This is a genomic window from Nocardia veterana NBRC 100344 (genome assembly GCF_000308855.1).
GTDB classification, from domain to species: domain Bacteria; phylum Actinomycetota; class Actinomycetes; order Mycobacteriales; family Mycobacteriaceae; genus Nocardia; species Nocardia veterana.
Map to the genome: position 1 here is coordinate 177,223 of NZ_BAGM01000096.1, position 23,166 is coordinate 200,388.

A 23,166-nucleotide genomic window follows, 5' to 3' on the forward strand; every position below is an offset into this window, starting at 1 on the left:
CCGCCGGAAACGTCCGACACGACGCCGCTACCGGTTCCCGATCAGCAATGTCTGCGTGCTGCGGCCGACCGGCCCCTTCTCGTCGTAGAGCCGGGATTCGGCCATCCCGATCCCGCTGGGTTCGGGATAGGTCACCGCGTCGAGGCACACCCACTCCCCCGTCGGTTCTCGATGCAGCGTCACGGTCAGGTCGGTGTTGATGAAGAGATGACGGTTCCAGTCCATCACGGCGCTGACCCCGTTGCCGGAATCGGCGGCGGCCAGAGCGCGTTCCAAGGGGCTCGGCGTGGTTCCGGCGACGATCGGATAGCGCAGCCGGATCCAGCACACCGCCGGCCCCGGCTGCTGGAAGGACCCGGCCACGAAGCGGTAGTCGATTCCGGTGTGGAATCCGACCTCCTGCGTGCTCGGGAACTCGCCGTTGTGGGCGACGGTGTCCGGGCCGGGATAGGCACCGGTGGCGATCGCATCGGCCGGTACCTCGATCTCCGGATCGGCCACGCGCAGCCGCCACGCATGGGCCTTCAGCACCGGACCCCGATCGGTCGCGACGGTGGCCTCGATCAGTTCCACGCTGCGGCCGGGCCGAACCACACGCGCCTCGGCGCGCAGTGGCGCGATCGGCACCGGTCCGAGAATCTCCACGGCCACCCGCCCCACCCGGAACCCGGGCCGCGGTTCGCATCGCTCGATCACATGCCCCAGCAGCGCCGAGGGTGGCCCCGCATGCTGCGCGTCCGGCGACCACGGACCGCGGGTCAGCTCGGTCGAATGGAACAGCGTGGGATCGGACGGATCCGGGCGATAGAAGGCCTCCATGGATCCTTACTACCGCACCGGCGCCGGCCTGCGGCGCGCAGGCTCACCCGCCGGGGCGCACCCAGGTCTCGGTGTCGCTTCCGGTTCCGGGCGGACAGCCGTTTCCGCCGTCCGGTGGGAGGGGCAACTGCAGCAGACACATCGGCGGGTTTTCGGCGTCGTTGAGATCCGAGGTCATCAGGATCGCGATCGACGCGCCGGTCACCGATCCGCGCGGTCCGTCGAACCGGAGATTCCCGGTCACCGTGTCGGCGTCCAGCTCACCCCGGCGCAATTCGAGGGCGATCGCCGCGCGATTCACCACCGCACCGGAATACTCCGGACGGGCCCGGTTGCGCTTGACCGCCCCGAGAAACAGCTCGGCGACATCGAATCCGATCCCGGTGCGATCACCCGGCCAGCCGACCTGGAAATGCGGGAGCGTGTTGCGCAGATCCCGCAACTCCGAACACAGCGTGTGCATATTCGGGCTGGCCGGCCGGGTGGGCTCGCCGTCGCGGACACAGTTGCGGCCCGCCAGCAGCGCGGGAACGCCCTTGGCGACATAGTGCACCGGAAATCCGATCGGCGCGGAACTCTGGACCAGCTTGTCCGATACCGCGCGCGTCGCGGTGTCGTTGGCCAGGATCGGCGGCATGGCGGCACCGCAGTGCTGGGCAACGGCGCTGACGAAGGGCCCGAAATCCGGGTTGCGGCCGCCGAAGAACAGCAGATCGCTCGGCCGGTCGCCGGCGGCGCAGGGCATCGGGCGGCCGGGGATCTGCCCCTGATCGGTCCAGGGAGCGACCTCGCCGAACCGGTCCCCGAGTTCCTGCCGCAGATCGTTGTTCAACGTGCGGACATAGATGTCGGCCGGATCGTCGGACGTGTAGACGTACACCTTGCCGTAGCGAGGACTGCCGTCCGGGTTGCGCGCGCCGCGCACGTACTCGGCGATCAGCTTCGCCTGCATCGAATTCGGTAGTACGGGTTGGAAGTACAGCGGTGAGACCTCCTCCAGCCCGTCGGCGGACAGGGTGGTCGCCATCGTCGGCACGCCGAGTTGCCCCAATCGCGCGATGGCACGGCGCGTTTCGGCGGTACTGCGGTCCAGCCCGATCACCCCGGCGACGGTCGGGTCCGAGCGCACCAACCGGCTGATCTGATGATCGACCACCCAGGTCGCATAGCGCATCGTCGTACCGCCGTTGGCGATCACGATCCGCAGCAGCGGTTCGGAGGCGCCGCCCTGCCGGTTGGCCCAGCGCTGCCGCACGGCCAGTCCGGCCAGCTCCTCGGCCTGCGCATGCGGATAGCGCCCGTTGCGGTCGATGTAGGTCATCCCGGCGAAGTAGATCAGGGTGACCAGGGGCCGGCGCGGATTGTCGTGCCGCAACCGGTCGGCCACGGCGTTCTGGTGGAACACCTCGCGCTGCATCTCGTCGAGTTCGGGATCGTCGGAGAAGATCTGTGCCGCAGTGGTACTCAGCCCGATACATTCGGTGCCGCGGACGGTGACGTCCACCCCGGATCGCCACGGCCACGCGGTACACCCGGCGGCGATCCTCGGCTCGCCGACGGCCACCGCCGCCGCCACCAGTGCCACGACCGGAAGCAGCGCGACAGCGGCGACCACCGAGCGGCGGGCCGCCCACGGCGGTGCGGGTGGGTAGGCCAGATCGGACCGCTCGAAGCGCGGCAGCGGACCGCTCAGCGAATCCGGCAGGGGCAGCGTGAGATACCAGCTGTCGGTGTCGCGGTGGCGACGCCGCGCGTCGATATCGGCCCACCACAACCGCAGCGGATCGCGAGTCTCACCGTCGACCGTCACCCCGAGGTCGGCGAACCGGGCCGCCGGTGTCTCCGCCGACCCCTCGATCCGCGCCATGATCACCAGCGGATCGAACAGTCCGGTCTCGTTGCGGATCTCGTTGACGAATCGGATGATCCGGTCGGCGCCGTCGCCGGGGGTCACGTGGTCGAGGAGCGCGACCGGATATGCGGTGCGGCGCCAGCCCGAGGGCCGCCACAGGGTGCGTTTGTACGCCGCGCGCAGATCCTCCAGGAAGGCGTTCACCAGCAATTTCGCAATCTGCTCGGCATTCTCGCGGCGTCGCATCGGTTCGGCCAGGCGGACGCCGAAGCCGACGAAGCTGTGCGACAGCCGCGGGGTCAGATAGCGCTGGTGCATGAACCAATAACCCACCCGGGACAAACCGGGGATATGCGAGCTGACGAACAACCACAGCCGGACCACCGGCCACAGCGACAGCAGAACGGTCAGGATGCGCGCGACGGTACCGCCCACCGCTCCCAGTGCGGTCGCCGAACGATCCGCCGACGGCACCCCGCGCAGCAGATTCGGCAACCGCTGCCGCAGTTGCTCCGAGGCCTCCGTCGCCGACCCGGTCAGTCGCTGCCGGGTCAACCAGTCCGCGGTCCGATAACGGGGAAACGGAATGGGCCCCATGGCCGTATCGTCGCTGGCGAAGCAGGTGTAGAGCTCGTGCACGATCGGCAGGCAGTGCCCGTCGAGCTCCTGGTCGCCGACGGTGGAGAAGGCGGGGTCGAACATATCCGGAGCCACCGACGTCACATCGATCACCGCCCGCGGCACCGCCCGCCGACCGCCCGGTTCGCCGAGCCATTCGCCCGTGCGCGGCAGCAGGCCGGCGTCCCGGTCGAAATCGCTTGTCTCCGCGGCGATCAGGCGCACGATCGGCGGCGGCAGCCGGCGCTTCTTCCGGGGGCGCAGCACGGTCGGCAGAATGCGCGGCCGCTCGTCGGGAACGGCTACCGCGCGCAACGCATTCAAGTACTTGCGGAGATACCGCGCCCGGTCCGCCATCGTCATCCTCGATTGTCAGTGCTCCCCATCACTTCACAGAGTTCCCGGAACTCTAGCCGACTACGCGCGCGGGCGCAGACAGCGCTGCGGGAGAAGGAGATTCGCGTGACGGCGGCGGCTCGACATTCGCGCATCCGCCGAGCGGACGAGAGATACCGCAATCCGGGTACATTCGCCGCCCTCTTCGCCAAGCACGCCGGGCAGCGGCCCGGCGACTACCGAGCCGCCTTCCGCCGCGCTCACCCCCCGGATCGACGGGTCCGCGCGGGCCGGCCGATGAATTCGCCCGACCGGCGCCGTCTACATCTACATCTCGCACATTGCGGACCGGTCAAGGGAGGACCTGTGAGCACCAACGCTTTGCCGCCCGTCGTCGACGCCGAAACCTGGCAGCGCGAACTCGACGCGCTGCGCGTCCGGGAGAAGGCCGCGACCCGAGAACTCGATGCGATCGCCGCGCAGCGTCGTCGGCTGCCGATGGTCGAGATGCCCGACTACACCCTCGACAGCGCGGCCGGTCCGGTCCGGCTGGCCGACATCTTCGACGGCAGGTCGCAGCTGATCGTCTACAACCACATGTGGTTCCCCGGTGAGAAGTGGCAGTGTCCGGGCTGCACCGGATTCACCTCGCAATTCACGAGATTGGAGTTCCTGGACAACTACGACGCCCGCTTCGTCATCGTCACCCAGGGCCCGATCGACGAAGCACTGGCCTACCGGCGCCGCGTCGGCAATACGATGCCCTGGTACTCGACCGCCAACAGTTCGTTCGGCTCCGACGTGGGCGCCCCGCCCGGAGGCGGGTTCGCGGTGAACGTCTTCCTTCGTGACGGCGACACGGTCTACCGGACCTGGCACACCAACGGCCGCGGTACCGAACAACTCAGCCACACCTTCGCCTTGATCGACATCCTCCCCTACGGTCGGCAGGAGGTCTGGCAGGACTCCCCCGAAGGGTGGCCACAATCCCCGACCTATAGCCGCTGGGCCGGTTCGCAGGACATCGCGGCGGCCTACGGGGAACCGGGGGCGTGACCGACGGACCGCGGCGCGGGCCCGCCACCGAAGCTAGTGGTGGAACGGAGGACGAGCGGGTCCGGCCGGGTCGGATGGCCGGGTGAAGAACCCTGCCGCGAGTGCGCAGAGCACGAACAACCCGCCGGCGAGCAATCCCACTTCACGCAGCGCGTCGTACAGTCCGTCGCCGAGTCGCGGGTCGAAGGATATCGGATGCGCCGCGAACACGGCGCTGCTCGCGGTCCCCCCGATCGCGGTGCCGAGACCGGCCGCCGTCGAATAGAGGGCGGAGCCGGTACCGAGCTGCGCCGGGGCCAGGGCGTCGGTCGCGAAGGCAGCGAGCGGCCCGCACAGGCAGGCCGAGGCGAATCCGAGGACCGCGCCGATCAGGGCGAAGACCGCACCCGGGCTGGGCACCTCCGCTCCGGCGGCGAATCCGGCTGCCACCGCGGCCGCGGCCCCGGTGCCGAATCCCACCGCGGGGAAGAAGGCCGGGTGCGTGCGGTCGGCCACCGTGCCGAAGACCGGCGCGAAAACGGCGGTGACCACGGCCGCGGGCGCCAGCACACAGCCCACCATCTCTACGGCCATGTGCTCCGCCATCTGCAGGGAGATCACGATCACGGTCGACACCATGTTCACCGCAGCCGCCGAAGCCGACGTCGATACGATCGCCAACCACCAGTTGCGGTCGCGCAGTACCGCTTTCGAGACGAGCGGGGCGGCCGCGCGCGCCTGCAGGAACAAGAACAGTCCCAGGAGGGCCGAACCAGCGATCAGGACCGGGCCCCACATCGCCCACCCCTGCTGGATCCCCTGCCCGAGGCTCAGCGCCATCAGCAACACTCCGCCGCCGGATACCAACAGGCCGACCGGGTTCGCCGCCGCGCGCTGGGTCGGCAGCGCGGGCACCAGCGTGCCCGCCAAGACGATCATGACCAATCCGAGCGGCACGGCGAGCAGGAAAACCAAGCGCCAGCTGAAACTTTCGACCAGTGCCGCGGCCACGAGCGGCGCCAGCAGCACGCCCAGTCCGCCGAGGCCACCCAGCAAACCCAGAGCCGCGCCACGTCGGCCCGGCGGGAAGAGGCGGACGATCACCGCCACGGTCTGCGGAATGATCAAGGCAGCGCCCAATCCCTGCACCATTCGGCTCGCGATCAAGATCGGCAAGGTCGGCGTCGCAGCCGCGGCCACCGACCCGAGCATGAACAACCCCACACCGACGAGATAGATGGTCCTGGGACCGAACCGGTCGCCGAGGCGTCCACTGATCAGCAACGGAACCGTAGCGCACAGCAGGTATGCGTCGGATATCCAATGACCGACCGCGAATGTGCCGTCGAGGTCGTGTTGGATCGACGGCAGGCCCACCGACACTGCGCCGGATGTCAACAGCACGGCGAAGCAGCCGATCGCCATCGCCCACGCCGCAGCCCACGGATTGCGCACCGGCAGCTCGGACCGAGGAGCCGGCCATCCCGGATGGTGCAGGGCGTGGGGAGGCAGGTGTGGCGGCATGTGCCGGACCGGATGCGGAGGAGGATACGGCGGCGCCGCGAAGGCGGGCCCGGATATCGCCTGCTGCGCCGCGGCCGCGAATTCTCCGGCGCTGGTGAACCGTTCGGCCGGATTCTTCGCCGTGGCCCGAGCGATGACAGCATTCAGTTGCGGCGGCACGTCCGGACGAAGCACCGGTGGCACCGGGTGGGCCAGATGTCCGGCGACCACCTGCCCCGGATCCGCCGCGGCGAACGGAGCTCGCCCGGTGAGCAACGCGAACAGCGTGCAGGCCAGCGAATATTGATCCGATCGATGGTCGATCGGCATACCGGAGAGCTGCTCCGGCGAGGCGTAAGCCAATGTGGCGGTGAAGGTTCCGGTCGAGGTCAACTGCGTGTTGGCACTCAGCAGCCGGGCGATACCGAAATCGGTGAGCACCGCGCGCTCCGCCCGGCCGGCCTGCGTCGCCGCCAGCAGGATGTTCGCCGGCTTCACATCCCGGTGCAGCACACCTCGACTGTGCGCGTAATCGAGCGCCGCCGCGACCTCGGCGACGATCCGCACGGCACGTTCCGCACCGACCGCCGCCGGATCCAGCTTGCTGGTATCGATGCCCTCGACATACTGCATCGCCAACCACGGCTGCCCGTTCTCGATCCCGCGGTCGTGGATCGCCACGATCCCCGGATGATCCAGTCGCGCAACGATATCGGCCTCCCGGTCGAACCGCGCGCGGAGTTCCGGATCCGCCGACACGTCCTGGTTCAGCACCTTGAGCGCCACCACCCGCGGCAACCGCGGATGCCGGGCCCGGTACACCGATCCCATCCCGCCTCGCCCGAGCACCCCTTCGATCGCGTACCCCGCCAGCATGGTGCCAGGTGCTGCGTCCACACCAACCCCCCGAGCTCGTTCCTGCGGCGAACCACGATCGGCCACCGGACGGACCGATCATAGGACTCCCGCTGCGGCTGGGCGAACCGGCTGCTGGGCTCGTTCAGGACAAATACCATCCATAAGGGCTGGGTACCGCACCCGCTGCGGTCAGCGGGACGTAGTGGCGGCCGTAGAACGTCGCCACCAGGTCACGCCGGCCTTCCGGTCACAGCAGGGGCCTGCCGCGGTTGTCGGCCTCGGCTCGCACCGCATCCTCGAATCCGGAACCGTACTCCTCGCAGTACAGCAGCAGGCAGCCGCGGATGGCGGCCAGCAGATCCTCCAGCAGGTCGACCGCCGGGCGGGCGGGGTCGAGGCGCGAGATACGGAACTCGTCGGTGAGGGCGGTGAGCCCGTCCTCGTCGATTTCACCACCGCGCATACGTCGTTCGATCGCCTCGGCCGCCTCCACGATCCGGGCCGGGTTGCGCACCCGGCCCTCGGCGGCGGCCAGAGCGTCGGCGATCAGGTCGACCACGACCTCGGTGGGGCTCTCGCCCGCGGACAGTCGTTCCAGTACCAGGGTGGGCGTCTCCACCTGGAGCGCCTCGAGATTGTCCGCCTCCGCGACCACGTGCACCGGGTGCACCTCCGCCGCCTCGGCCGCGACCTGGGCGGCGAGATACAGCCAGCGCGCCGCGGCCACCGCGGCAGCGGCGGGGTCCATATCGGTGAACCGGTCGATCGTCGCGAGCGGGTCGGCATACAGCAGCGCGTCGGCCGCGTGCGCCTGCACCGGCGAGATGTCGGCCCGGGACAGCTCGACCGCCTGCCGGGCCCGCCCGGACAGATCGCCCAGCTCGGCCGCCTCGATCGCCGCCTGTTCGGTGCGCACCTCGGCGACGAGGAGCTCCACCAGCGCCGTATCACCGATCAGATGCGCCACCCGGCCGACACGATGCGCCGCCTCCTCGATCACGCTGTAGGACACCGCCATCATCCCGTCCTCGTCCGGCAGGTTCGGCTCCCGTACCGCCGCCTCCACCTCGCCGAACCGGTTGCGCTCCTGCGCCCGGTGCCACGCGATACTGTTCGGCACCTCCGGATCCCCCGCCGCCGACGCCGGATGAGTGTAGGTGCGCCACTGATACTCCGACAGTTTCGTCAAGGCCGCCGCCGCCGCCAGCGCGACCTCCGGCTCGATATCCTCCGGCAGTCGGGCGATGGTCCGCGCCATATCTCCCCGCCCGGTCCCCCAGCTCGCGACGAGCGCGCCGGCCCCCGGCTCGTATGCATACCGCGTCACACTGTCAGTTCTACCCCTGTGGCGGATCAGGGCGCTCCGCTGGAGCTCAGGCGGGCGTGGCCGCTCCTCGGCCGACCGGAAAAAGGCCCCTCACCTGGGGCTCAGGTGAGGGGCCTGTGGTGGAGCTGCCGGGAATTGAACCCGGGTCCTCCGCCGCTTCTTCAGGGCTTCTCCGTGTGCAGTTCGCTGTGTCTCTACTCGGATCTCTCGGTCACGCGAACAAGCCGAGATGACGATCCCAGTCGCTGTTCGTTGTCCCGTACGACTCCGCGACCGAGCCGCACGGTAGAGCTCTCTAGCTGATGCCAGTACCCGGGCCGAGAGCAAACCCGGACTGACAGACACGCTCTACTGCTTAGGCAGCGAGAGCGTAGTCGCGCTGATGAGAATCGGCGCTTATTGGGTTACAGCGACGCTTACGGTGGTCTCCTGCCTGCACCGACACGCTTCCCCTGAATCGACGTACGCAGTCGAAACCGATCAGCCCCGTAGTCAACTCAGTTGAGCACCCGGCTGGTAGGCCGGGCTGCCCATAATAACATCACTTCGCCGTCGGACATTCCCGCCGGTCAGCGCATCCCTTTCACACGGCGGCCGAGTTCGCGGGTCACTTCCCGCTCGGCGGTCCGACGAGCCAGGTCGTGGCGCTTGTCGTAATCCTGCTTACCCTTGGCGAGCGCCAGTTCGACCTTCACCTTGCCATCGGTGAAGTACATCGACAGCGGGACGAGGGTCTGCGAGCTCTCCTTGGTCTTACCGGTGAGCTTGTCGATCTCACGACGGTGCAACAGCAGCTTGCGGGTGCGGCGCGGGGCGTGATTGGTCCAGGTGCCGTGCCCGTACTCGGGAATGTGCAGGCCGCGCAACCACACCTCACCGTCGTCGATGGTGGCGTAGGCGTCCACCAGCGACGCCTTCCCCTCCCGCAGGCTCTTCACCTCGGTGCCGACCAGCGCGATCCCCGCCTCGTAGGTGTCGAGGATCGTGTAGTTGTGCCGCGCCTTGCGGTTGGTGGCGATGACCTTGCGCCCCTTCTCCTTCATGAACACCTTTCCTCGACTCCGCACAGCCCGGCTGCCGCTCCTCATTGTGCCTGTCCGGACCTGTCCGGTTTACACGGCAGCCGAACAGAAGGAAAACGAAATTCCGGGACCGATCATGCCGTGATCCGGCTCACTCGCGGTTCTCGCCGAATCGCCCGCCTTCCGGCCGGCACGGCACACCCCACCGCACCCGCGTCCACGGCCCGAGCCGGCGCGCGCAGCGGACGAATGCGGACATCCCCATCGCCGGGAACCGATTCCCGTGCCCGCGGCGGCAGCGGCGCGCAAAATAGTTGTGTGACAACGGTACCCAGATTCAGAGTGAGCACAGCCTCGGATCGTGTACTCGACGACCCGACCGATGCGCAACTACACGCCCTCCTGGCCGAATTGGACTATCGAGAACCCGAGCTCGTCGTCGAACGGCCGGGTTCGCCTGCGGCCCAACAGTATCTACGTGTCGAGATGGATCGGCGCATCGATCCCGACGACGGTCGTGGCTATATCGTCGAATACGGCGGCGGCAGCCCCGGTATGCAGTTCCGCGCCAGCGTGCGCGACAACGCACGGTGGGGCACACCCCACTCCCCCGCCTTCGAACTGGTCGCAAAGACCGTGCGGGACTGGGCCTTTCAGCGCTACGGCTGGCACGAGTCGATGATGTGGGAGCGAGTCGGCGCCGAGCGCTGATCAACCTCCCGGCCGCACCTCGAGATACAGAATCAGCAATCCGATCCAGGCGATCAGCAGTACCACCGTCGATACCCGCGGACGGCCGAGCGGCCGCCCGCGCGGTCGCAGCCACCCGGCCTCCACCGAATCCGCGATACCGCGACGGAGGCCGGCTTTGGCGGCGTCCGGCGGGTCACCACCGGGGCCCGTATCGGACGACTGGTCGGAGCGGTCGTCGTGATGGTCGTGGGACATAGCGGCACGCTACCGCTATCCGCCCGGCCGCACCGCCAGATACAGCCCCAACACGGCAATCCACACGATGACCAAGGCCACGGTCGAGGGTCGCATACCGGTTCGTGGCCGGGGCAGCTGCCGGGGCCGACGGAACCGCCGCACCGGTTTTGCGTCGGAGCGCACGTCGATCCGGAGCGGATCGGGCTCCGCGCCTGCCGCGACGCCGTGGTGTCCCGGCAGGCCGTTGCTCTGCATCACCGGGTCCTGGCCGTTGGTCATGGCGACACAAGTACCCCGGGTAACGGGATGCGTAAACGCCGTCGTGGTCGTCGCCACGCCTACGCGCCACGTCGAGGTGACGCGCCGCGTGTCGCCGGGCCCGGCCCGGCAGGTGTTCCTCAGTAACCCTCGTCCGGCGGGGGTTCGAAGTCCGGGTCCGGGATATCCCAGCCGGGCGGTGGTTCTCCAGGCTCGAACCGCGACCGCGGCGCCGGGCGCCGAGCCTGCCCGAGAGCGGCCGATGCGGATTCACGGCCGGCAGCAGATCGCCGTCCGGGTGCGGCCGATCCGCGGGCACCCGCGCGGCCGCTCGCGCTCGCCGGACCGGTCTGCGACTGCCCGCCCGGGTCGGCCGGCGTCGATCCCGCGACGACCTCGAGCACACCCTCGCCGTACTTCGCCAATTTGTTCTCGCCGATTCCGCTGATCGCGCCGAGTTCGGCGAGGGAGGTGGGCGCGCGGCCGGCGATTTCGCGCAGCGTCGCGTCGTGGAACACGACATAGGCCGGTACGCCCTGTTCCTTGGCGACCGCGGCACGCCAGCTGCGCAGCTGTGCGAACATGTCCAGGGCGGCAGGACCCAACTCGACGGCGGGCGCGCTGGAAGCCTTCGCCTTGGCGGCCCGCGGTGGTTTCACGCGTTCCGGTTCGCGGCGCATCATCACCTTGCGGTGTTCGAACAACACCTCGGCGCTGGCCTCGGTGAGCGTCAGCACCCCGTATTCACCGTGCACCGCGAGCAGGCCCTGGGCCAGCAGTTGCCGAATCACGCCACGCCATTCGGTGTCGCGCAGATCCGTGCCGACACCGAAGACCTTCAGCTCGTTGTGCTTGTGCTGCAAGACTTTCGGATTCGACTTACCCAGCAGGATGTCCACGATGTGCCCCGCGCCGAACCGCTGGCCGCGTTCGCGTTCGAGCCGCAGGACCGCCGAGAGCACCTTCTGCGCGGCGACCGTGCCGTCCCACGATTCCGGGGGGTTCAGGCAGGTATCGCAGTTTCCGCAGTCGGTGCCGGACTGACCGAAGTAGTTGAGCAACTGGGTCCGACGACACTGCACGGTCTCGCACAGGGCGAGCATGGCGTCCAGGTGGAGTTGCAGTTGCCGCCGATGAGCCGCGTCGCCCTCGGAGGAATCGATCATCTTCCGTTGCTGCACGACATCGTTGAGGCCGTACACCATCCACGCGGTCGACGGCAGACCGTCGCGGCCGGCGCGGCCGGTCTCCTGGTAGTAGCCCTCGACCGACTTCGGCAGATCCAGGTGCGCGACGAACCGCACATCGGGTTTGTCGATACCCATCCCGAAGGCGATGGTGGCGACCACGATCAGCCCGTCCTCCCGCAGGAACCTGGCCTGATTCGTGGCACGCGTCCGCGCGTCCAGCCCGGCGTGGTAGGGAACGGCCTCGATGCCGTTGCGGCAGAGGAACTCCGCGGTGCGTTCGACCGAATTGCGGGACAGGCAGTAGACGATGCCGGCGTCGCCGGGGTGCTCGGTGCGGATGAAGGACAGCAACTGCTGATCCGCGCGGTTCTTCGGTTCGATCCGGTACTGGATATTGGGCCGGTCGAATCCCGCGACGAAATGCTTCGCACCCGTGAGATCGAGACGTTCGGCGATCTCGCGGCGGGTGGCCTCGGTGGCAGTCGCGGTCAACGCGATCCGCGGCACCTCCGGCCAGCGCTCGTGCAGTACCGACAGCGCCAGATAGTCGGGCCGGAAATCGTGCCCCCACTGTGAGACACAGTGCGCCTCATCGATCGCGAAAACCGACACCTTGCCGCGGTCGAGCAGTTCCGCGGTCGATGCCAGCTTCAACCGCTCAGGCGCCAGGTACAGCACATCCAGCTCGCCGGCGACGAACTGCGCCTCCACCGTGCGCCGCTCGTCCGGGTACTGCGTGGAGTTGAGGAACCCCGCCCGCACCCCGAGCGCGGTCAGCGCATCCACCTGGTCCTGCATGAGCGCGATGAGCGGCGAGATCACCACCCCGACGCCCGGGCGCACCAGTGCCGGAATCTGGTAACACAGCGACTTTCCACCGCCGGTCGGCATCAGAACCAGTGCATCGCCACCGGAAATCACCTGGTCGACGATCTCGCGCTGTAACCCACGGAAATTGTCGTATCCGAATACTCGCTGCAAAACCTCTTGTGCCGCATCGGTTTCCACAGCACGCGAGGAAGCGTCGACCGTCTCGAGCGTCTCCGGTGGGTTCACGCCCGCCATCCTACGGACCGCCACCGACGAGCCGAACCCTTCGCCCCACAGCCGCACCCGTACCGTCCGCGACCGTCGCGCGCTGCCCGGCGCTACCGCTCATTCGCGCACGTAGTAGCGCAGCGTTCCGTACGCCGTCAGGGCGGCGAAGACGATGCCCACCGGCACCACGGTCATCGCGACCACCGCGATGTCGTCCCCGGTGATGCGCGGGAAGACCTTGGAGGCGAACAGGTCGCCGAGCGCGCGGTCGATGACCAGCGGCCGGGCGATCATCAGGCCGATCACCGCGAGAACCGAACCGGCCAGCGCCGCGACGACCGCTTCCAGCAGGAACGGCAACTGCGTGTACCAGCGGGTGGCGCCGACCAGGCGCATGATGCCGACCTCTTCGCGCCGGGTGAACGCCGCGATCTGCACCATGTTCGCGATCAGCAGCAGTGCCGCCAGCGCCTGCAGGACCGCCAGGCCGAAGGCCGCGTTGCGCAGACCGTCGAACAGGCTGACCAGGCGGTCGACGATGTCCTTGTCGTTGCGCACGAAACCGACGCCGGGTTTGCCCTGGAAGTCCTTGAAGATGCGCGGATATTGCTCGGCATTGGTCATCTTGACCCGCAGCGACGCCGGCAGCGGTGATTCGCTCACGTATTTGGCCAGCTCGGGCTGGTCCTTGAAGGTCTTCTCCTTCGCCTCCCGCACCGCCTCCTCACGGTTGAGGAACTGCACCGATTCCACGCCGGGTTCGGCCTTGAGCCCCGACATCAGCGCTTTGCAGGGATCTTGCGAACAGTCCGGGTCGTTGGCCGACACGTCCTCGGTCAGGTACAACCGCACCTCGAGCCGGTCCAGGAAGTACTGCTCGGTCTTGTCGGCCATCCGCACGGCCAGCATGCCGCCGCCGAGCATGGTCAGCGAGACCGCGGTGGTGAGGATCATCGCGACGGTCATGGTGACGTTGCGGCGTAAGCCGTTGAAGACCTCGCCGAACAGGAAGCTCGCGCGCATTACCGGCCCACCCCGTATACGCCGGTGGCCTCGTCGCGGACCAGCCGGCCGCGGTCGAGCTCGACGACCCGCCGACGCATCGCGTCGACGATGTGGTTGTCGTGCGTGGCCATCAGCACCGTGGTGCCCGTGCGGTTGATGCGTTCCAGCAACGTCATGATGTCCTGACTGGTATCGGGGTCGAGGTTGCCGGTGGGCTCGTCGGCCAGCAGGACCAGCGGCCGGTTCACGAACGCGCGAGCGATCGCCACCCGCTGCTGCTCACCGCCGGACAGCTCGGTCGGTAACCGATCCGCCTTCCCGGACAAACCCACCAGGTCCAGCGCCTCCGGCACCGCCCGATTGATGAATTTGCGATTCTTGCCGATCACCTCGAGTGCGAATGCCACGTTCTGCTCGACGGTCTTCTGCTGCAACAACCGGAAATCCTGGAAGACGCAGCCGATGCGCTGGCGCAGCTTGGGCACCCGGCGCCCCGGCAGGCGGTCGACCCGGAAATCGGCGACGTGCACCTCGCCGCTGGTCGGTTTGACCTCTTTCAGCAACAGCTGCATGAACGTCGATTTACCGGACCCGGACGGTCCGATAATGAAGACGAACTCGCCCTTGCCGACCTCGACCGACACGTTGTCCAGCGCGGGTCGCGTCGAGGTTTTATACGACTTGGTGACGTTCCGCAGGGTGATCACGAGGTGCCAGTGTAGCCAGCGACGTCACGGCATACTCCCACCCACACCGCGGCATGCGACTTGTCACAGAGAAGTCAGCGCGCGGGCGCGGTCGTCGCCGCGACACCGGAAACTGGATACGTGATCTTGGAAAATCCGGAATGATCCGGTGTGGCCGGTTTCACGAATACATACAGCACGAACGTCGCGACCCACACACTGAGCAGGATCGCGGTGGATTTACGCGGTTTCACTCAAACCCTCCCGGCGCAATGCCGCGGCGACTCGCACTCGCAGCTCGCGCCCGACGTCGAATTGTTTACCCGGAAGCGTGCGGGCGACCATGCGGATGTTCATCTGGTCGACGGTGAGATCCTCGAGCCCCATCACCGTAGGTTCGTCCAGCAGTAGCGATTTCAGGCGGCGATCCTGAAACGCCTTGGCGCCCACATCGTGCAGGATCTCGTTCACCTTGTTGATGTCGGCGGTGGCCGGCACCGGTACGTCGATCGCCGCGCGGGCCCAATCCTTCGACAGATTCGTCACTTTCACGATCTGGCCGTTGGGGACCGTGATCACCTCGCCGTCGGGATTGCGCAGCGTGGTGATCCGCAGCGTGACATCCTCCACGGTACCCTCGGCCGGCTCGGATTGGCCGGTCACCGCGATGCGCACCACATCACCGAAACCGTACTGCCGCTCGGTGATCAGGAAGAATCCCGCGAGCAGGTCCTGCACGATCCGCTGCGCGCCGAAACCCAGCGCCGCACCGAGCACGGCGGCCGGGGCGACCAGTCCGCCGAGCTGAAAGCCCAAGCGCTGCAAGACTTCCAGCGAGACCAGGAAGTAGACGATGGACAGCACCACCCAGGTGATGACCTGGGCCAGCGCGTGCCGGTGCTTGGCGGCCTCGGTGCGCACCAGCGAATCGCTGCTCTGGAACCCGGCGTCGATGCGCCGGGTGATGCGATCACGCACGAAGGTGGCGAACCGGCTGAACAGCATCGCGCCCACGACGAGCAGCACGATCTCGAGTCCGCTGCCCCGCAGCCACGAGGTGAATTCCGGGCCGGTGCCGGCGGCGAGAGTTGTCATCGGCAAATCCCTTCCGGTGTCAACCGCGTACCGACACAAGCCATTCTGCCGACCGAACACACGCCAGACAGGCTACTACGGTGGCACCGCGACCGATAAGCCGTGATTGTGCCGTGATAGGCCGCTTTCACCCGTCCTGGCGCATCCGCCAGCGGATTCCCTCTTCGATGAAGCCGTCGATATCCCCGTCGAGAACCGCGGTGGGATTGTTCACCTCGAAGTTGGTGCGCAGATCCTTCACCATCTGATACGGGTGCAGCACATAGGAGCGCATCTGGTTACCCCAGGACGCGCCCTCGGTGGTCTTGAGCGCATCCATCTCGGCGCGCTCCTCCTGCCGTTTACGTTCCAACAGTTTGGCCTGCAGCACGCGCATCGCCGAAATCTTGTTCTGCAGCTGCGACTTCTCGTTCTGACAGGTCACCACGATGCCGGTCGGGATATGGGTGATCCGGACCGCGGAGTCGGTGGTGTTGACGCTCTGCCCGCCCGGCCCCGACGAGCGATACACATCGACCCGGATCTCCGATTCGGGAACCTCGATGTGGTCGGTGCCCTCGACCACCGGCAGCACTTCGACCTCGGCGAAGGAGGTCTGTCGGCGGCCCTGATTGTCGAACGGGCTGATCCGCACCAGCCGGTGGGTGCCCATTTCGACCGAGAGCGTGCCGTAGGCGTAGGGGACCTTCACCGCGAAGGTGGCGCTCTTGATGCCCGCCTCCTCCGCATAGGAGGTGTCGTAGATCTCGACCGGGTATTTGTGCCGTTCCGCCCAGCGCACGTACATGCGCATCAGCATCTGCGCCCAGTCGGCGGCGTCCACACCGCCCGCGCCGGAGCGGATGTTGACCAGCGCCTCGCGCTTGTCGTACTCGCCCGACAGCAGGGTGCGGACCTCCATCGCCTCGACATCGGCGTGCAGGGCGGCGCGTTCCGCGTCGGCGTCGGCCAGTGCCGCGGCGCGGGCCTCCCCCTCTTCCTCTTCGGCGAGTTCGTAGAGCACCGGCAGATCGTCGAGCCGCTGCCGCAGTTCGGTGACCCGGCGCAGCTCGCCCTGGGCGTGCGAGAGCTCGCTGGTGACCTGCTGCGCGTGCTCCTGGTTGTTCCACAGGTCCGGGTCCGCGGCCTGATGCTCGAGTTCATCGATGCGACGACGCAGCTCGTCGATGTCCAGCACCGACTCGACAGTCTTCAACGTGGTGTCGAGTTCGGCGAGATCAGCGGAAACGTCAGGATGCACGGTTGTCCAATCTACCGGTCCCGCGGTAGTGGGTGAAATGCGGCGAGGCGGCGCGGAGCGCGGTCCGGCCCGGCGGGCGCCGGCTCAGCCGGAGACGGCTCGCAGGCCGCCGGGACGGCGTCCGACCAACGCGTCGAGCGCCGCCGCGGTCGCGTCGTCGGCCGGCACGTGCACCAGGATGTACTGGTCGTCGTCGGCCGACAGGTCGAGTCGTTCGTATGCCAACCGCAGCGAGCCCGCCTCCGGATGGTCCATCCGGCTGATGCCGCTGGTGTCGGGCAGGCCCGCGATTTCCGCGACCCGGCGGGTGAACTCCGCGCCGGCCAGCAGGGCCAGCTCGTCGGCCAGTACGGCGATGGTCGGGTCGGACCGGAACGGCCCGGCCTTGAGCGAGGCCACCGCGAGGTCGGCGCGGTGTTCCCAATCCGGGTACACCGTGCGGGCGCGGGGGTCGGTGAACAGCCAGCGCGGATATCCGGCGGGCAAGCCGGCATCGAGCAGACCGGTACCCGCGACGAGCGCCCGATAGCCGTCGGTGCAGCTCAGCACCTCACCGAGCCGGTTGAACACGGCCGCCGGCGTGGGCGCCAGGCGATCCAGGATCGCCTGCACGGCGGGCCGTACCCGACGATTGGGCAGCGCGCCGCCGGTGCAGCTGAAACCCGGATCGGCCGCCTTGACCAGGCGGTGCAGCTGCACCCGCTCGCTCGGGGTCAGCCGCAACGCGTCCGCGAGCGCCGACAGCACCGCGGCGGACGGGTGCCGATCGCGGCCCTGTTCGAGACGAATCAGATATTCCACGCTCACCCCGGCGAGAGTGGCCAGTTCTGCCCGGCGCAGGCCGGGCGTACGCCGGCGCGGCCCCGCGGGCAGCCCCACCGCGGCGGGGGTGACCGCTTCGCGCCGAGTTCGCAGGAACAACCCCAGCTCGTTATCGCTCACGAAAAAACGGTAGCAGCGAGATCCGCGCGGAGGGTGGCCCTCGCACTACCACCCTCGCAGCGGACTCCCTGGGACCGTTGCGACCCGGCAGAGTTCTGGTCAGCGAACATCGCGACTACGAAGGAGCTTCGAAATGTCCAGCAGCACATTGCGTCTCGCCGTCATCGTGGCCAGCGTCCGGGAGGGCCGCTTCGGTCCGGTGGTCGGTGAGTGGTTCGCCGATCAGGCTCGCCGGCACGGCGCGTTCGAGGTCGACCTGATCGACCTGGCCGAGGCCGATCTGCCGACCGCCCTGCCCGCCGTTCCACCGCGCATGGATCCGAATCCGACCCGCCCGGCCGGCATGCTCGACCTCACCGCCCGGCTGGACGCGGCCGACGCGATCGTCGTGGTCACTCCGGATATCAACAGCAGCTACCCGGCCTCGGTGAAGACGGCCATCGACTGGCACTACACCCAATGGGACCGCAAGGCCATCGGTTTCGTCGGCTACAGCGGGGCGAGCGGCGGCCTCAACGCCATCGCGCACCTGCGGCAGGTGTTCGCCGAACTCAACGCGCACACCATCCGCGACTACGTGTCGTTCCCGCGCTACTACCAGCTGTTCGACGCGGAGGGGCGGTTGACGGCTCCGGACGAACACGAGGCGGCCGCCGCCGGCATGCTCGACCAATTGCACTGGTGGGCATCGGCTTTGGCGGCCGCGCGGGTCGCCGCCTGAGCACCGGCCGACGCGAACCCGCCCAGCTGCCCCACACCCGGCCCGTCCGCGCCGACCCACCGCGGCCGCCCCCACTGCCCGCTCAGTGGAACGCCGGCGGCCGCGGGGCGCGGCGGCAACTAGCCTCGGGTCCGAATGTCTGATTCGTGGTTTCATCCAGCCGAAACAGGAGGGTCGATGGGGACCATCGCCGTGACCGGGAGTGCCTCGGGGATCGGGGCGGCCGTCGCCGCCCATCTGGAGAAGGAAGGTCACCGGGTGATCGGTGTCGACCTACGCGATACCGAGGTCACCGCCGATCTGGGCACTCCCGACGGGCGGGCGCACGCGGTCGCGGAGATCACCCGGATCAGCGCGGGCCGGCTGGACGGATTCCTGCCCTTCGCCGGTATCGCGGCCGCGACCGGGCGGCCGGGCGGTCTGGTGGTCTCGGTGAACTACTTCGGCGCCGTCACCGTCTTGGAGGGCCTGCGGCCGCTGCTGCGGGAATCCGAGAACGCGTCGGTGGTCCTGGTGTCGTCGAATTCGACCACGACACAACCACTGTGGCCGGTCGAACTGGCCGACGCCTGCCTGGCCGGGGACGAGGTACGCGCCCGCGGCATCGCCGAATCCTTCGGTGACCTGGCTGCGATCCAGGCCTACCCGGCGACCAAGGCGGCGCTGGCCTGGTATGCCCGCACCAAATCCGCGGACTACATCGCCGACGGCATCCGCCTCAACGCCATCGCCCCCGGCATCATCGACACCCCGATGACGCAGGAGGGCAGCAAGGACGCGCTCACCGGCGAGGGTATGAAGCAGTTCCTCGCCATGACCCCGATCGGCCGCGCCGGGCGGCCCGAGGAGATCGCCGAACTCGCGGCATTCCTGCTGTCGGACAAGGCCGGATTCTTCGTGGGCTCGGTGATCTTCTGCGACGGCGGCATCGATGCCGCCTTCCGCGGTAAGGACTGGCCCGCGGTGTGGAGCCCGCAGCAGTAGACCCGGTTCGCGGCGGGGGCCGGCGCGGCCACGAATGGTCCCGGCCGGGCCCGCCGATTACGGTTGCCGTGTGAGCGATCTTGCCAGCGATCTCGAACTTGCCCTGCACTTGGCCGACGCGGCCGATGCGATCACCCGTGAGCGGTTCGGCGCCCTCGACCTGAAGGTGGACAGCAAGCCCGATCTGACGCCGGTCTCCGATGCGGACCTGGCGGTGGAGCGCTCGCTGCGGGAAATTCTCATCGAGCGCCGCCCGCACGACGCGGTCCTCGGCGAGGAATTCGGTGGTGACGCCGAATTCATCGGGCGGCAGTGGGTGCTCGACCCGATCGACGGCACCAAGAACTTCGTGCGCGGCGTCCCGGTGTGGGCCAGTCTGATCGCCCTGCTGCAGGACGGGGTACCGGTGGTCGGGGTGGTCAGCGCGCCCGCGCTGAGCCGGCGCTGGTGGGCCGCGACCGGTGCGGGCGCCTGGACCCGATTCGAGTCCGGCGAGCCGAAGCCGATCCGGGTCTCCGAGGTGGGTGGACTGAATTCGGCCAGTCTCGCCATCTCCAGCCTGTCCGGCTGGCGCGACCTGGGCTTGCGTGATCAATTGATCGAGCTGACCGATCAGGTATGGCGGACCCGCGGCTACGGCGACTTCTTCGGCTACTGCCTGCTCGCCGAGGGCGCGGTCGACATCGCCACCGAACCGGAGGTCTCCCTGTGGGACCTCGCGCCGCTCGATGTGCTGGTCCGCGAGGCGGGCGGCCGCTTCACCGCCCTGGACGGCGCCCCCGGCCCCCACCACGGCAGCGCTGTGGCCACCAACGGTCTGCTGCACGATTCCGTGTTGAACGCTCTGCGCGGCTGACCGCGTACCCGCCGGGATCCGATCCGGTAACTCCTCGACTGCGAACGCCGCATCCGCCGGATGCGGCGTTCGTCGTTCTGCGCACGTCCGCGCCGGGCCGAACGGCCACCGATCGGGGTTTACGCCGAGCGGTTGCGGGGATCCGAATGGGATCGAGATCACGGTGATATCCGCAGCCTCTCGACTGCGTTCTTACTCTGGAGTAAGATAGACTTACTCGAAAGTAAGATCCTGGGACCGATCACCCGACCCCCACCCGAGAAGACTGGTGACTATGAGTACTCGAGACTCCGCAACGAAGCGACGTCCGGATTCCGCTGTCGGCCTCAACCCGGTCAAGCGCGACTGGATGGGCGCGGCCATGCGGGTCATGACGACCATTACCGGTTCCGAGCTGGCCGAGAAGTACAACTTGCGCAAGCCCATCGAACGGCTCACCTACGAGGGCACCAAGACCGGCTTCCGCACGCTCGGCGCCGCGACCCGCGCCTTCGGCAAGGTTTCCGGTGGCGGTAAGCCGAAGCGCTTGCCCGCCAACGAGTCCCGCACCAAGGACTACTTCGATCTGACCCCGACCGACGAGCAGCAGATGATCGTCGAGACGGTCCGCGAATTCGCCGCGGAGATCCTGCGCCCGGCCGCCCACGAGGCCGACGGTTCGGCTCAGGCGCCGAAGGATCTGCTGGAGCGTGCCGCGGAGCTGGGGATCACCCTGATCAACGTGCCCGAGGAGCTCGAGGGTGCGGCGACCGAGCGCGGCGCGGTCACCAATTCGCTGGTGGCCGAGGCGCTCGCGCACGGTGATATGGGCCTGGCGCTGCCGATCCTGGCGCCGTCGGGGGTGGCTGTCGCGCTGTCGCAGTGGGGTTCGGACGCCCAGCAGCAGACCTATCTCGGCGCCTTCACGGGTGAGAACGTGCCGCAGTCGTCGGTCGTGATCAGCGAGCCGCGGGCGCTGTTCGATCCGTTCGCGCTGCAGACCAAGGCGACCCGGTCCCCCAGCGGCTACCGGATCAACGGCGTCAAGAGCCTGGTGCCGGCCGCGGCCGATGCCGAGCTGTTCATCGTCGGCGCCGAAATCGACGGGCGCCCCGCGCTTTTCATCGTCGAGTCGGACACCCCGGGTGTGGTGATCGAGGCCGATCCGAGCATGGGTCTGCGCGCCGCCGGTCTGGGCCGGCTGATCCTGGACAACGTCGCGGTGCCGGCCGAGGCCGTCCTGGGCGACGGCGACGCCGCCCAGCGTGCCGAGGAATACGCCGACGCCGTCCGGCTCGCCCGTCTGGGCTGGGCCTCGCTGGCCGCCGGGACCGGCCGGGCCGTCCTGGACTACGTCAAGCCGTATGTGAAGGAGCGGGAGGCCTTCGGTGAGCCGATCGCGCACCGGCAGGCGGTGGCGTTCATGGTCGCCAATATCGCCATCGAACTCGACGGACTGCGGCTCGTGACTCTGCGGGGTGCGTCACGCGCGGAGCAGGGGCTCTCGTTCGCCCGCGAGGCCGCGCTGGCGCGCAAGCTCGCCACCGACAAGGGCATGCAGATCGGCCTGGACGGTGTGCAGCTGCTCGGCGGCCACGGCTACACCAAGGAGCACCCGGTCGAGCGCTGGTACCGCGATCTGCGGGCCATCGGCGTCGCCGAGGGTGTGGTGCTGGTCTGATCCGGGTCTCCTCGACCCCTGAACTTTATTGATGGAGACATTCCGATGATCAATCTCGAACTCCCCAAGAAGCTGCGGGCCAGCGCCAACCAGGCCCATCAGGTCGCCGCGGAGATCTTCCGCCCGATTTCGCGCAAGTACGACCTGGCCGAGCACGAGTACCCGGTCGAACTCGACACCATGGCCGCCATGGTGGAGGGCCTGGCCGACTCCGGCACCCAGGACATCTCCGGTGCCACCGGTGGCCGCAAGGCCAAGTCGGGCGAGGCCGGCGGCGACAGCCACGCCACCGAACTGCTCGGCAACAGCAACGGCGGCAATATGTCGGCCCTGCTGAACGCCCTCGAAACCTGCTGGGGCGACGTCGGTTTGATGCTGTCGATCCCCTACCAGGGCCTGGGCAACGCCGCCATCGCCGCGGTCGCGACCGACGAGCAGTTGGAGCGTTTCGGCAAGGTGTGGGCCGCGATGGCCATCACCGAGCCCTCGTTCGGTTCGGACTCCGCCGCGGTGTCGACCACCGCGGTGCTCGACGGCGACGAGTGGGTGCTCAACGGCACCAAGATCTTCGTGACCGCCGGCTCGCGCGCCACCCACATCGTGGTCTGGGCGACGGTCGACAAGTCGAAGGGTCGCGCCGCGATCAAGTCGTTCGTGGTACCGCGAGATGCCAAGGGCCTCACCGTCGCTCGGCTCGAGCACAAGCTGGGCATCAAGGCCTCCGATACCGCGGAACTGCGGCTCGAGGACTGCCGGATTCCGGCCGACAACATCCTCGGCAGCCCGGAAGTCAACGTGGAGAAGGGTTTTGCCGGGGTCATGCAGACCTTCGACAACACCCGCCCGCTGGTGGCCGCGATGGCGGTCGGCGTGGGCCGCGCCGCACTCGAGGAACTGCGCAAGATCCTCGAGGAGTCCGGCGTGGAGATCTCCTACGACATCCCCGCCAACAACCAGTCCGCCGCCGCCGCGGAATTCCTTCGCCTGGAATCGGATTGGGAGGCCGCCTACCTGCTGTCGCTGCGGGCCGCCTGGATGGCCGACAACAAGAAGCCCAACAGCCTCGAGGCCTCCATGTCCAAGGCCAAGGCCGGCCGCATGGGCACCGATGTGACGCTGAAGGCGGTCGAACTGGCCGGCGCCGTCGGCTACTCCGAGCGCACCCTGCTGGAGAAGTGGAGCCGTGACTCC

General features: G+C 68.3%; 21 protein-coding genes and 1 other RNA gene. 7 read left to right on the forward strand and 15 right to left on the reverse strand.

Annotated features, from left to right (window positions below; genetic code table 11):
- Nucleotides 1-27: 27 nt before the first annotated feature.
- Both ON37_RS18540 and ON37_RS18545 read right to left on the reverse strand, forming a co-directional pair.
- Nucleotides 28-819 (reverse strand): thioesterase family protein, encoded by a 792-nt coding sequence (locus ON37_RS18540; protein WP_040720874.1) that lies wholly within the window; start codon nucleotides 817-819, stop codon nucleotides 28-30.
- 43 nt (nucleotides 820-862) lie between these two features.
- The gene (locus tag ON37_RS18545; protein WP_040720961.1) at nucleotides 863-3,646 is read right to left on the reverse strand and encodes an ABC transporter substrate-binding protein; all 2,784 of its coding nucleotides are present in this window, start codon (nucleotides 3,644-3,646) and stop codon (nucleotides 863-865) included.
- A gap of 345 nt (nucleotides 3,647-3,991) precedes the next feature.
- Between ON37_RS18545 and ON37_RS18550 the strand changes: the two genes are divergently transcribed.
- Nucleotides 3,992-4,681: a DUF899 domain-containing protein gene (locus tag ON37_RS18550; RefSeq protein ID WP_040720875.1), complete on the forward strand. Its 690-nt coding sequence runs from the start codon at nucleotides 3,992-3,994 to the stop codon at nucleotides 4,679-4,681.
- 33 nt (nucleotides 4,682-4,714) lie between these two features.
- Here the strand turns inward: ON37_RS18550 and ON37_RS31060 are convergent, their stop codons facing one another.
- The 4 genes from ON37_RS31060 to smpB all read right to left on the reverse strand — a co-directional run bounded on the left by ON37_RS31060 (nucleotide 4,715) and on the right by smpB (nucleotide 9,391).
- On the reverse strand, nucleotides 4,715-7,060 hold the full coding sequence (locus ON37_RS31060; protein WP_157171489.1) for an MDR family MFS transporter: 2,346 nt from the start codon (nucleotides 7,058-7,060) through the stop codon (nucleotides 4,715-4,717).
- A gap of 208 nt (nucleotides 7,061-7,268) precedes the next feature.
- A complete protein-coding gene (locus ON37_RS18565; protein ID WP_157171490.1) occupies nucleotides 7,269-8,348 on the reverse strand; it encodes a hypothetical protein in 1,080 nt (359 codons plus the stop codon).
- Between the two features lie 117 nt (nucleotides 8,349-8,465).
- Nucleotides 8,466-8,836, reverse strand: a transfer-messenger RNA (tmRNA) gene (gene ssrA, locus ON37_RS31865).
- A gap of 81 nt (nucleotides 8,837-8,917) precedes the next feature.
- Nucleotides 8,918-9,391, reverse strand: coding sequence for an SsrA-binding protein SmpB (smpB, locus tag ON37_RS18570; protein WP_040720876.1), 474 nt, complete (start codon nucleotides 9,389-9,391; stop codon nucleotides 8,918-8,920).
- A gap of 321 nt (nucleotides 9,392-9,712) precedes the next feature.
- On the opposite strand from smpB, the gene ON37_RS18575 reads away from it, so the two are divergent.
- Nucleotides 9,713-10,081 carry a hypothetical protein gene (locus tag ON37_RS18575; protein WP_040720878.1) on the forward strand — a complete coding sequence of 123 codons (369 nt, stop codon included), beginning with the start codon at nucleotides 9,713-9,715 and terminating at the stop codon, nucleotides 10,079-10,081.
- On the opposite strand, the gene ON37_RS18580 is transcribed toward ON37_RS18575, so the two are convergent.
- From ON37_RS18580 to ON37_RS18615, 9 genes are all read right to left on the reverse strand, one after another.
- The gene (locus tag ON37_RS18580) at nucleotides 10,082-10,318 is read right to left on the reverse strand and encodes a WLR motif membrane protein (protein ID WP_040720879.1); all 237 of its coding nucleotides are present in this window, start codon (nucleotides 10,316-10,318) and stop codon (nucleotides 10,082-10,084) included.
- A 15-nt stretch (nucleotides 10,319-10,333) separates the two neighbouring features.
- Complete coding sequence (locus ON37_RS18585) at nucleotides 10,334-10,579, reverse strand: Rv3103c transmembrane domain-containing protein (RefSeq protein WP_040720880.1); 246 nt, start codon at nucleotides 10,577-10,579, stop codon at nucleotides 10,334-10,336.
- Between the two features lie 119 nt (nucleotides 10,580-10,698).
- Complete coding sequence (gene recQ, locus ON37_RS18590) at nucleotides 10,699-12,813, reverse strand: DNA helicase RecQ (RefSeq protein WP_083893092.1); 2,115 nt, start codon at nucleotides 12,811-12,813, stop codon at nucleotides 10,699-10,701.
- 90 nt (nucleotides 12,814-12,903) lie between these two features.
- Nucleotides 12,904-13,809 (reverse strand): permease-like cell division protein FtsX, encoded by a 906-nt coding sequence (gene ftsX / locus ON37_RS18595; RefSeq protein ID WP_040720882.1) that lies wholly within the window; start codon nucleotides 13,807-13,809, stop codon nucleotides 12,904-12,906.
- Nucleotides 13,809-14,498, reverse strand: a complete 690-nt coding sequence (ftsE, locus tag ON37_RS18600; protein ID WP_040720883.1) for a cell division ATP-binding protein FtsE — start codon at nucleotides 14,496-14,498, stop codon at nucleotides 13,809-13,811. Before ftsE ends, ftsX begins: the two co-directional genes overlap by 1 nt.
- Before the next feature lie 74 nt (nucleotides 14,499-14,572).
- Complete coding sequence (locus ON37_RS34885; protein ID WP_487660042.1) at nucleotides 14,573-14,731, reverse strand: Rv3103c transmembrane domain-containing protein; 159 nt, start codon at nucleotides 14,729-14,731, stop codon at nucleotides 14,573-14,575.
- A complete protein-coding gene (locus tag ON37_RS18605) occupies nucleotides 14,718-15,572 on the reverse strand; it encodes a mechanosensitive ion channel family protein (RefSeq protein WP_040720884.1) in 855 nt (284 codons plus the stop codon). Before ON37_RS18605 ends, ON37_RS34885 begins: the two co-directional genes overlap by 14 nt.
- 127 nt (nucleotides 15,573-15,699) lie before the next feature.
- Complete coding sequence (gene prfB, locus ON37_RS18610) at nucleotides 15,700-16,812, reverse strand: peptide chain release factor 2 (protein WP_040720885.1); 1,113 nt, start codon at nucleotides 16,810-16,812, stop codon at nucleotides 15,700-15,702.
- Nucleotides 16,813-16,896: 84 nt separating this feature from the next.
- On the reverse strand, nucleotides 16,897-17,754 hold the full coding sequence (locus ON37_RS18615) for a helix-turn-helix domain-containing protein (RefSeq protein WP_040720886.1): 858 nt from the start codon (nucleotides 17,752-17,754) through the stop codon (nucleotides 16,897-16,899).
- A gap of 133 nt (nucleotides 17,755-17,887) precedes the next feature.
- On the opposite strand from ON37_RS18615, the gene ON37_RS18620 reads away from it, so the two are divergent.
- From ON37_RS18620 to ON37_RS18640, 5 genes are all read left to right on the forward strand, one after another.
- Nucleotides 17,888-18,475 (forward strand): NADPH-dependent FMN reductase, encoded by a 588-nt coding sequence (locus ON37_RS18620; RefSeq protein WP_040720887.1) that lies wholly within the window; start codon nucleotides 17,888-17,890, stop codon nucleotides 18,473-18,475.
- 177 nt (nucleotides 18,476-18,652) lie between these two features.
- On the forward strand, nucleotides 18,653-19,459 hold the full coding sequence (locus tag ON37_RS18625; RefSeq protein ID WP_040720888.1) for an SDR family oxidoreductase: 807 nt from the start codon (nucleotides 18,653-18,655) through the stop codon (nucleotides 19,457-19,459).
- Between the two features lie 70 nt (nucleotides 19,460-19,529).
- Nucleotides 19,530-20,315 (forward strand): histidinol-phosphatase, encoded by a 786-nt coding sequence (gene hisN, locus ON37_RS18630; RefSeq protein ID WP_040720967.1) that lies wholly within the window; start codon nucleotides 19,530-19,532, stop codon nucleotides 20,313-20,315.
- 274 nt (nucleotides 20,316-20,589) lie between these two features.
- The gene (locus tag ON37_RS18635; RefSeq protein WP_083893094.1) at nucleotides 20,590-21,975 is read left to right on the forward strand and encodes an acyl-CoA dehydrogenase family protein; all 1,386 of its coding nucleotides are present in this window, start codon (nucleotides 20,590-20,592) and stop codon (nucleotides 21,973-21,975) included.
- A 45-nt stretch (nucleotides 21,976-22,020) separates the two neighbouring features.
- Nucleotides 22,021-23,166, forward strand: a 1,146-nt coding sequence (locus tag ON37_RS18640) for an acyl-CoA dehydrogenase family protein (RefSeq protein WP_040720891.1), incomplete at its 3' end; no start/stop codon positions are given.

Excerpts from the sequence above, each read along its gene's own strand:
- ON37_RS18625 (WP_040720888.1), top strand. The coding sequence starts at position 18,653 with ATGGGGACCATCGCCGTGACCGGGAGTGCCTCGGGGATCGGGGCGGCC.
- recQ (WP_083893092.1), bottom strand. The coding sequence starts at position 12,813 with ATGGCGGGCGTGAACCCACCGGAGACGCTCGAGACGGTCGACGCTTCC.
- ON37_RS18620 (WP_040720887.1), top strand. The coding sequence starts at position 17,888 with ATGTCCAGCAGCACATTGCGTCTCGCCGTCATCGTGGCCAGCGTCCGG.
- ON37_RS18580 (WP_040720879.1), bottom strand. The coding sequence starts at position 10,318 with ATGTCCCACGACCATCACGACGACCGCTCCGACCAGTCGTCCGATACG.
- ON37_RS18545 (WP_040720961.1), bottom strand. The coding sequence starts at position 3,646 with ATGGCGGACCGGGCGCGGTATCTCCGCAAGTACTTGAATGCGTTGCGC.
- smpB (WP_040720876.1), bottom strand. The coding sequence starts at position 9,391 with ATGAAGGAGAAGGGGCGCAAGGTCATCGCCACCAACCGCAAGGCGCGG.
- ftsX (WP_040720882.1), bottom strand. The coding sequence starts at position 13,809 with ATGCGCGCGAGCTTCCTGTTCGGCGAGGTCTTCAACGGCTTACGCCGC.
- ON37_RS18585 (WP_040720880.1), bottom strand. The coding sequence starts at position 10,579 with ATGACCAACGGCCAGGACCCGGTGATGCAGAGCAACGGCCTGCCGGGA.
- ON37_RS18605 (WP_040720884.1), bottom strand. The coding sequence starts at position 15,572 with ATGACAACTCTCGCCGCCGGCACCGGCCCGGAATTCACCTCGTGGCTG.
- ON37_RS18635 (WP_083893094.1), top strand. The coding sequence starts at position 20,590 with ATGAGTACTCGAGACTCCGCAACGAAGCGACGTCCGGATTCCGCTGTC.
- ON37_RS18540 (WP_040720874.1), bottom strand. The coding sequence starts at position 819 with ATGGAGGCCTTCTATCGCCCGGATCCGTCCGATCCCACGCTGTTCCAT.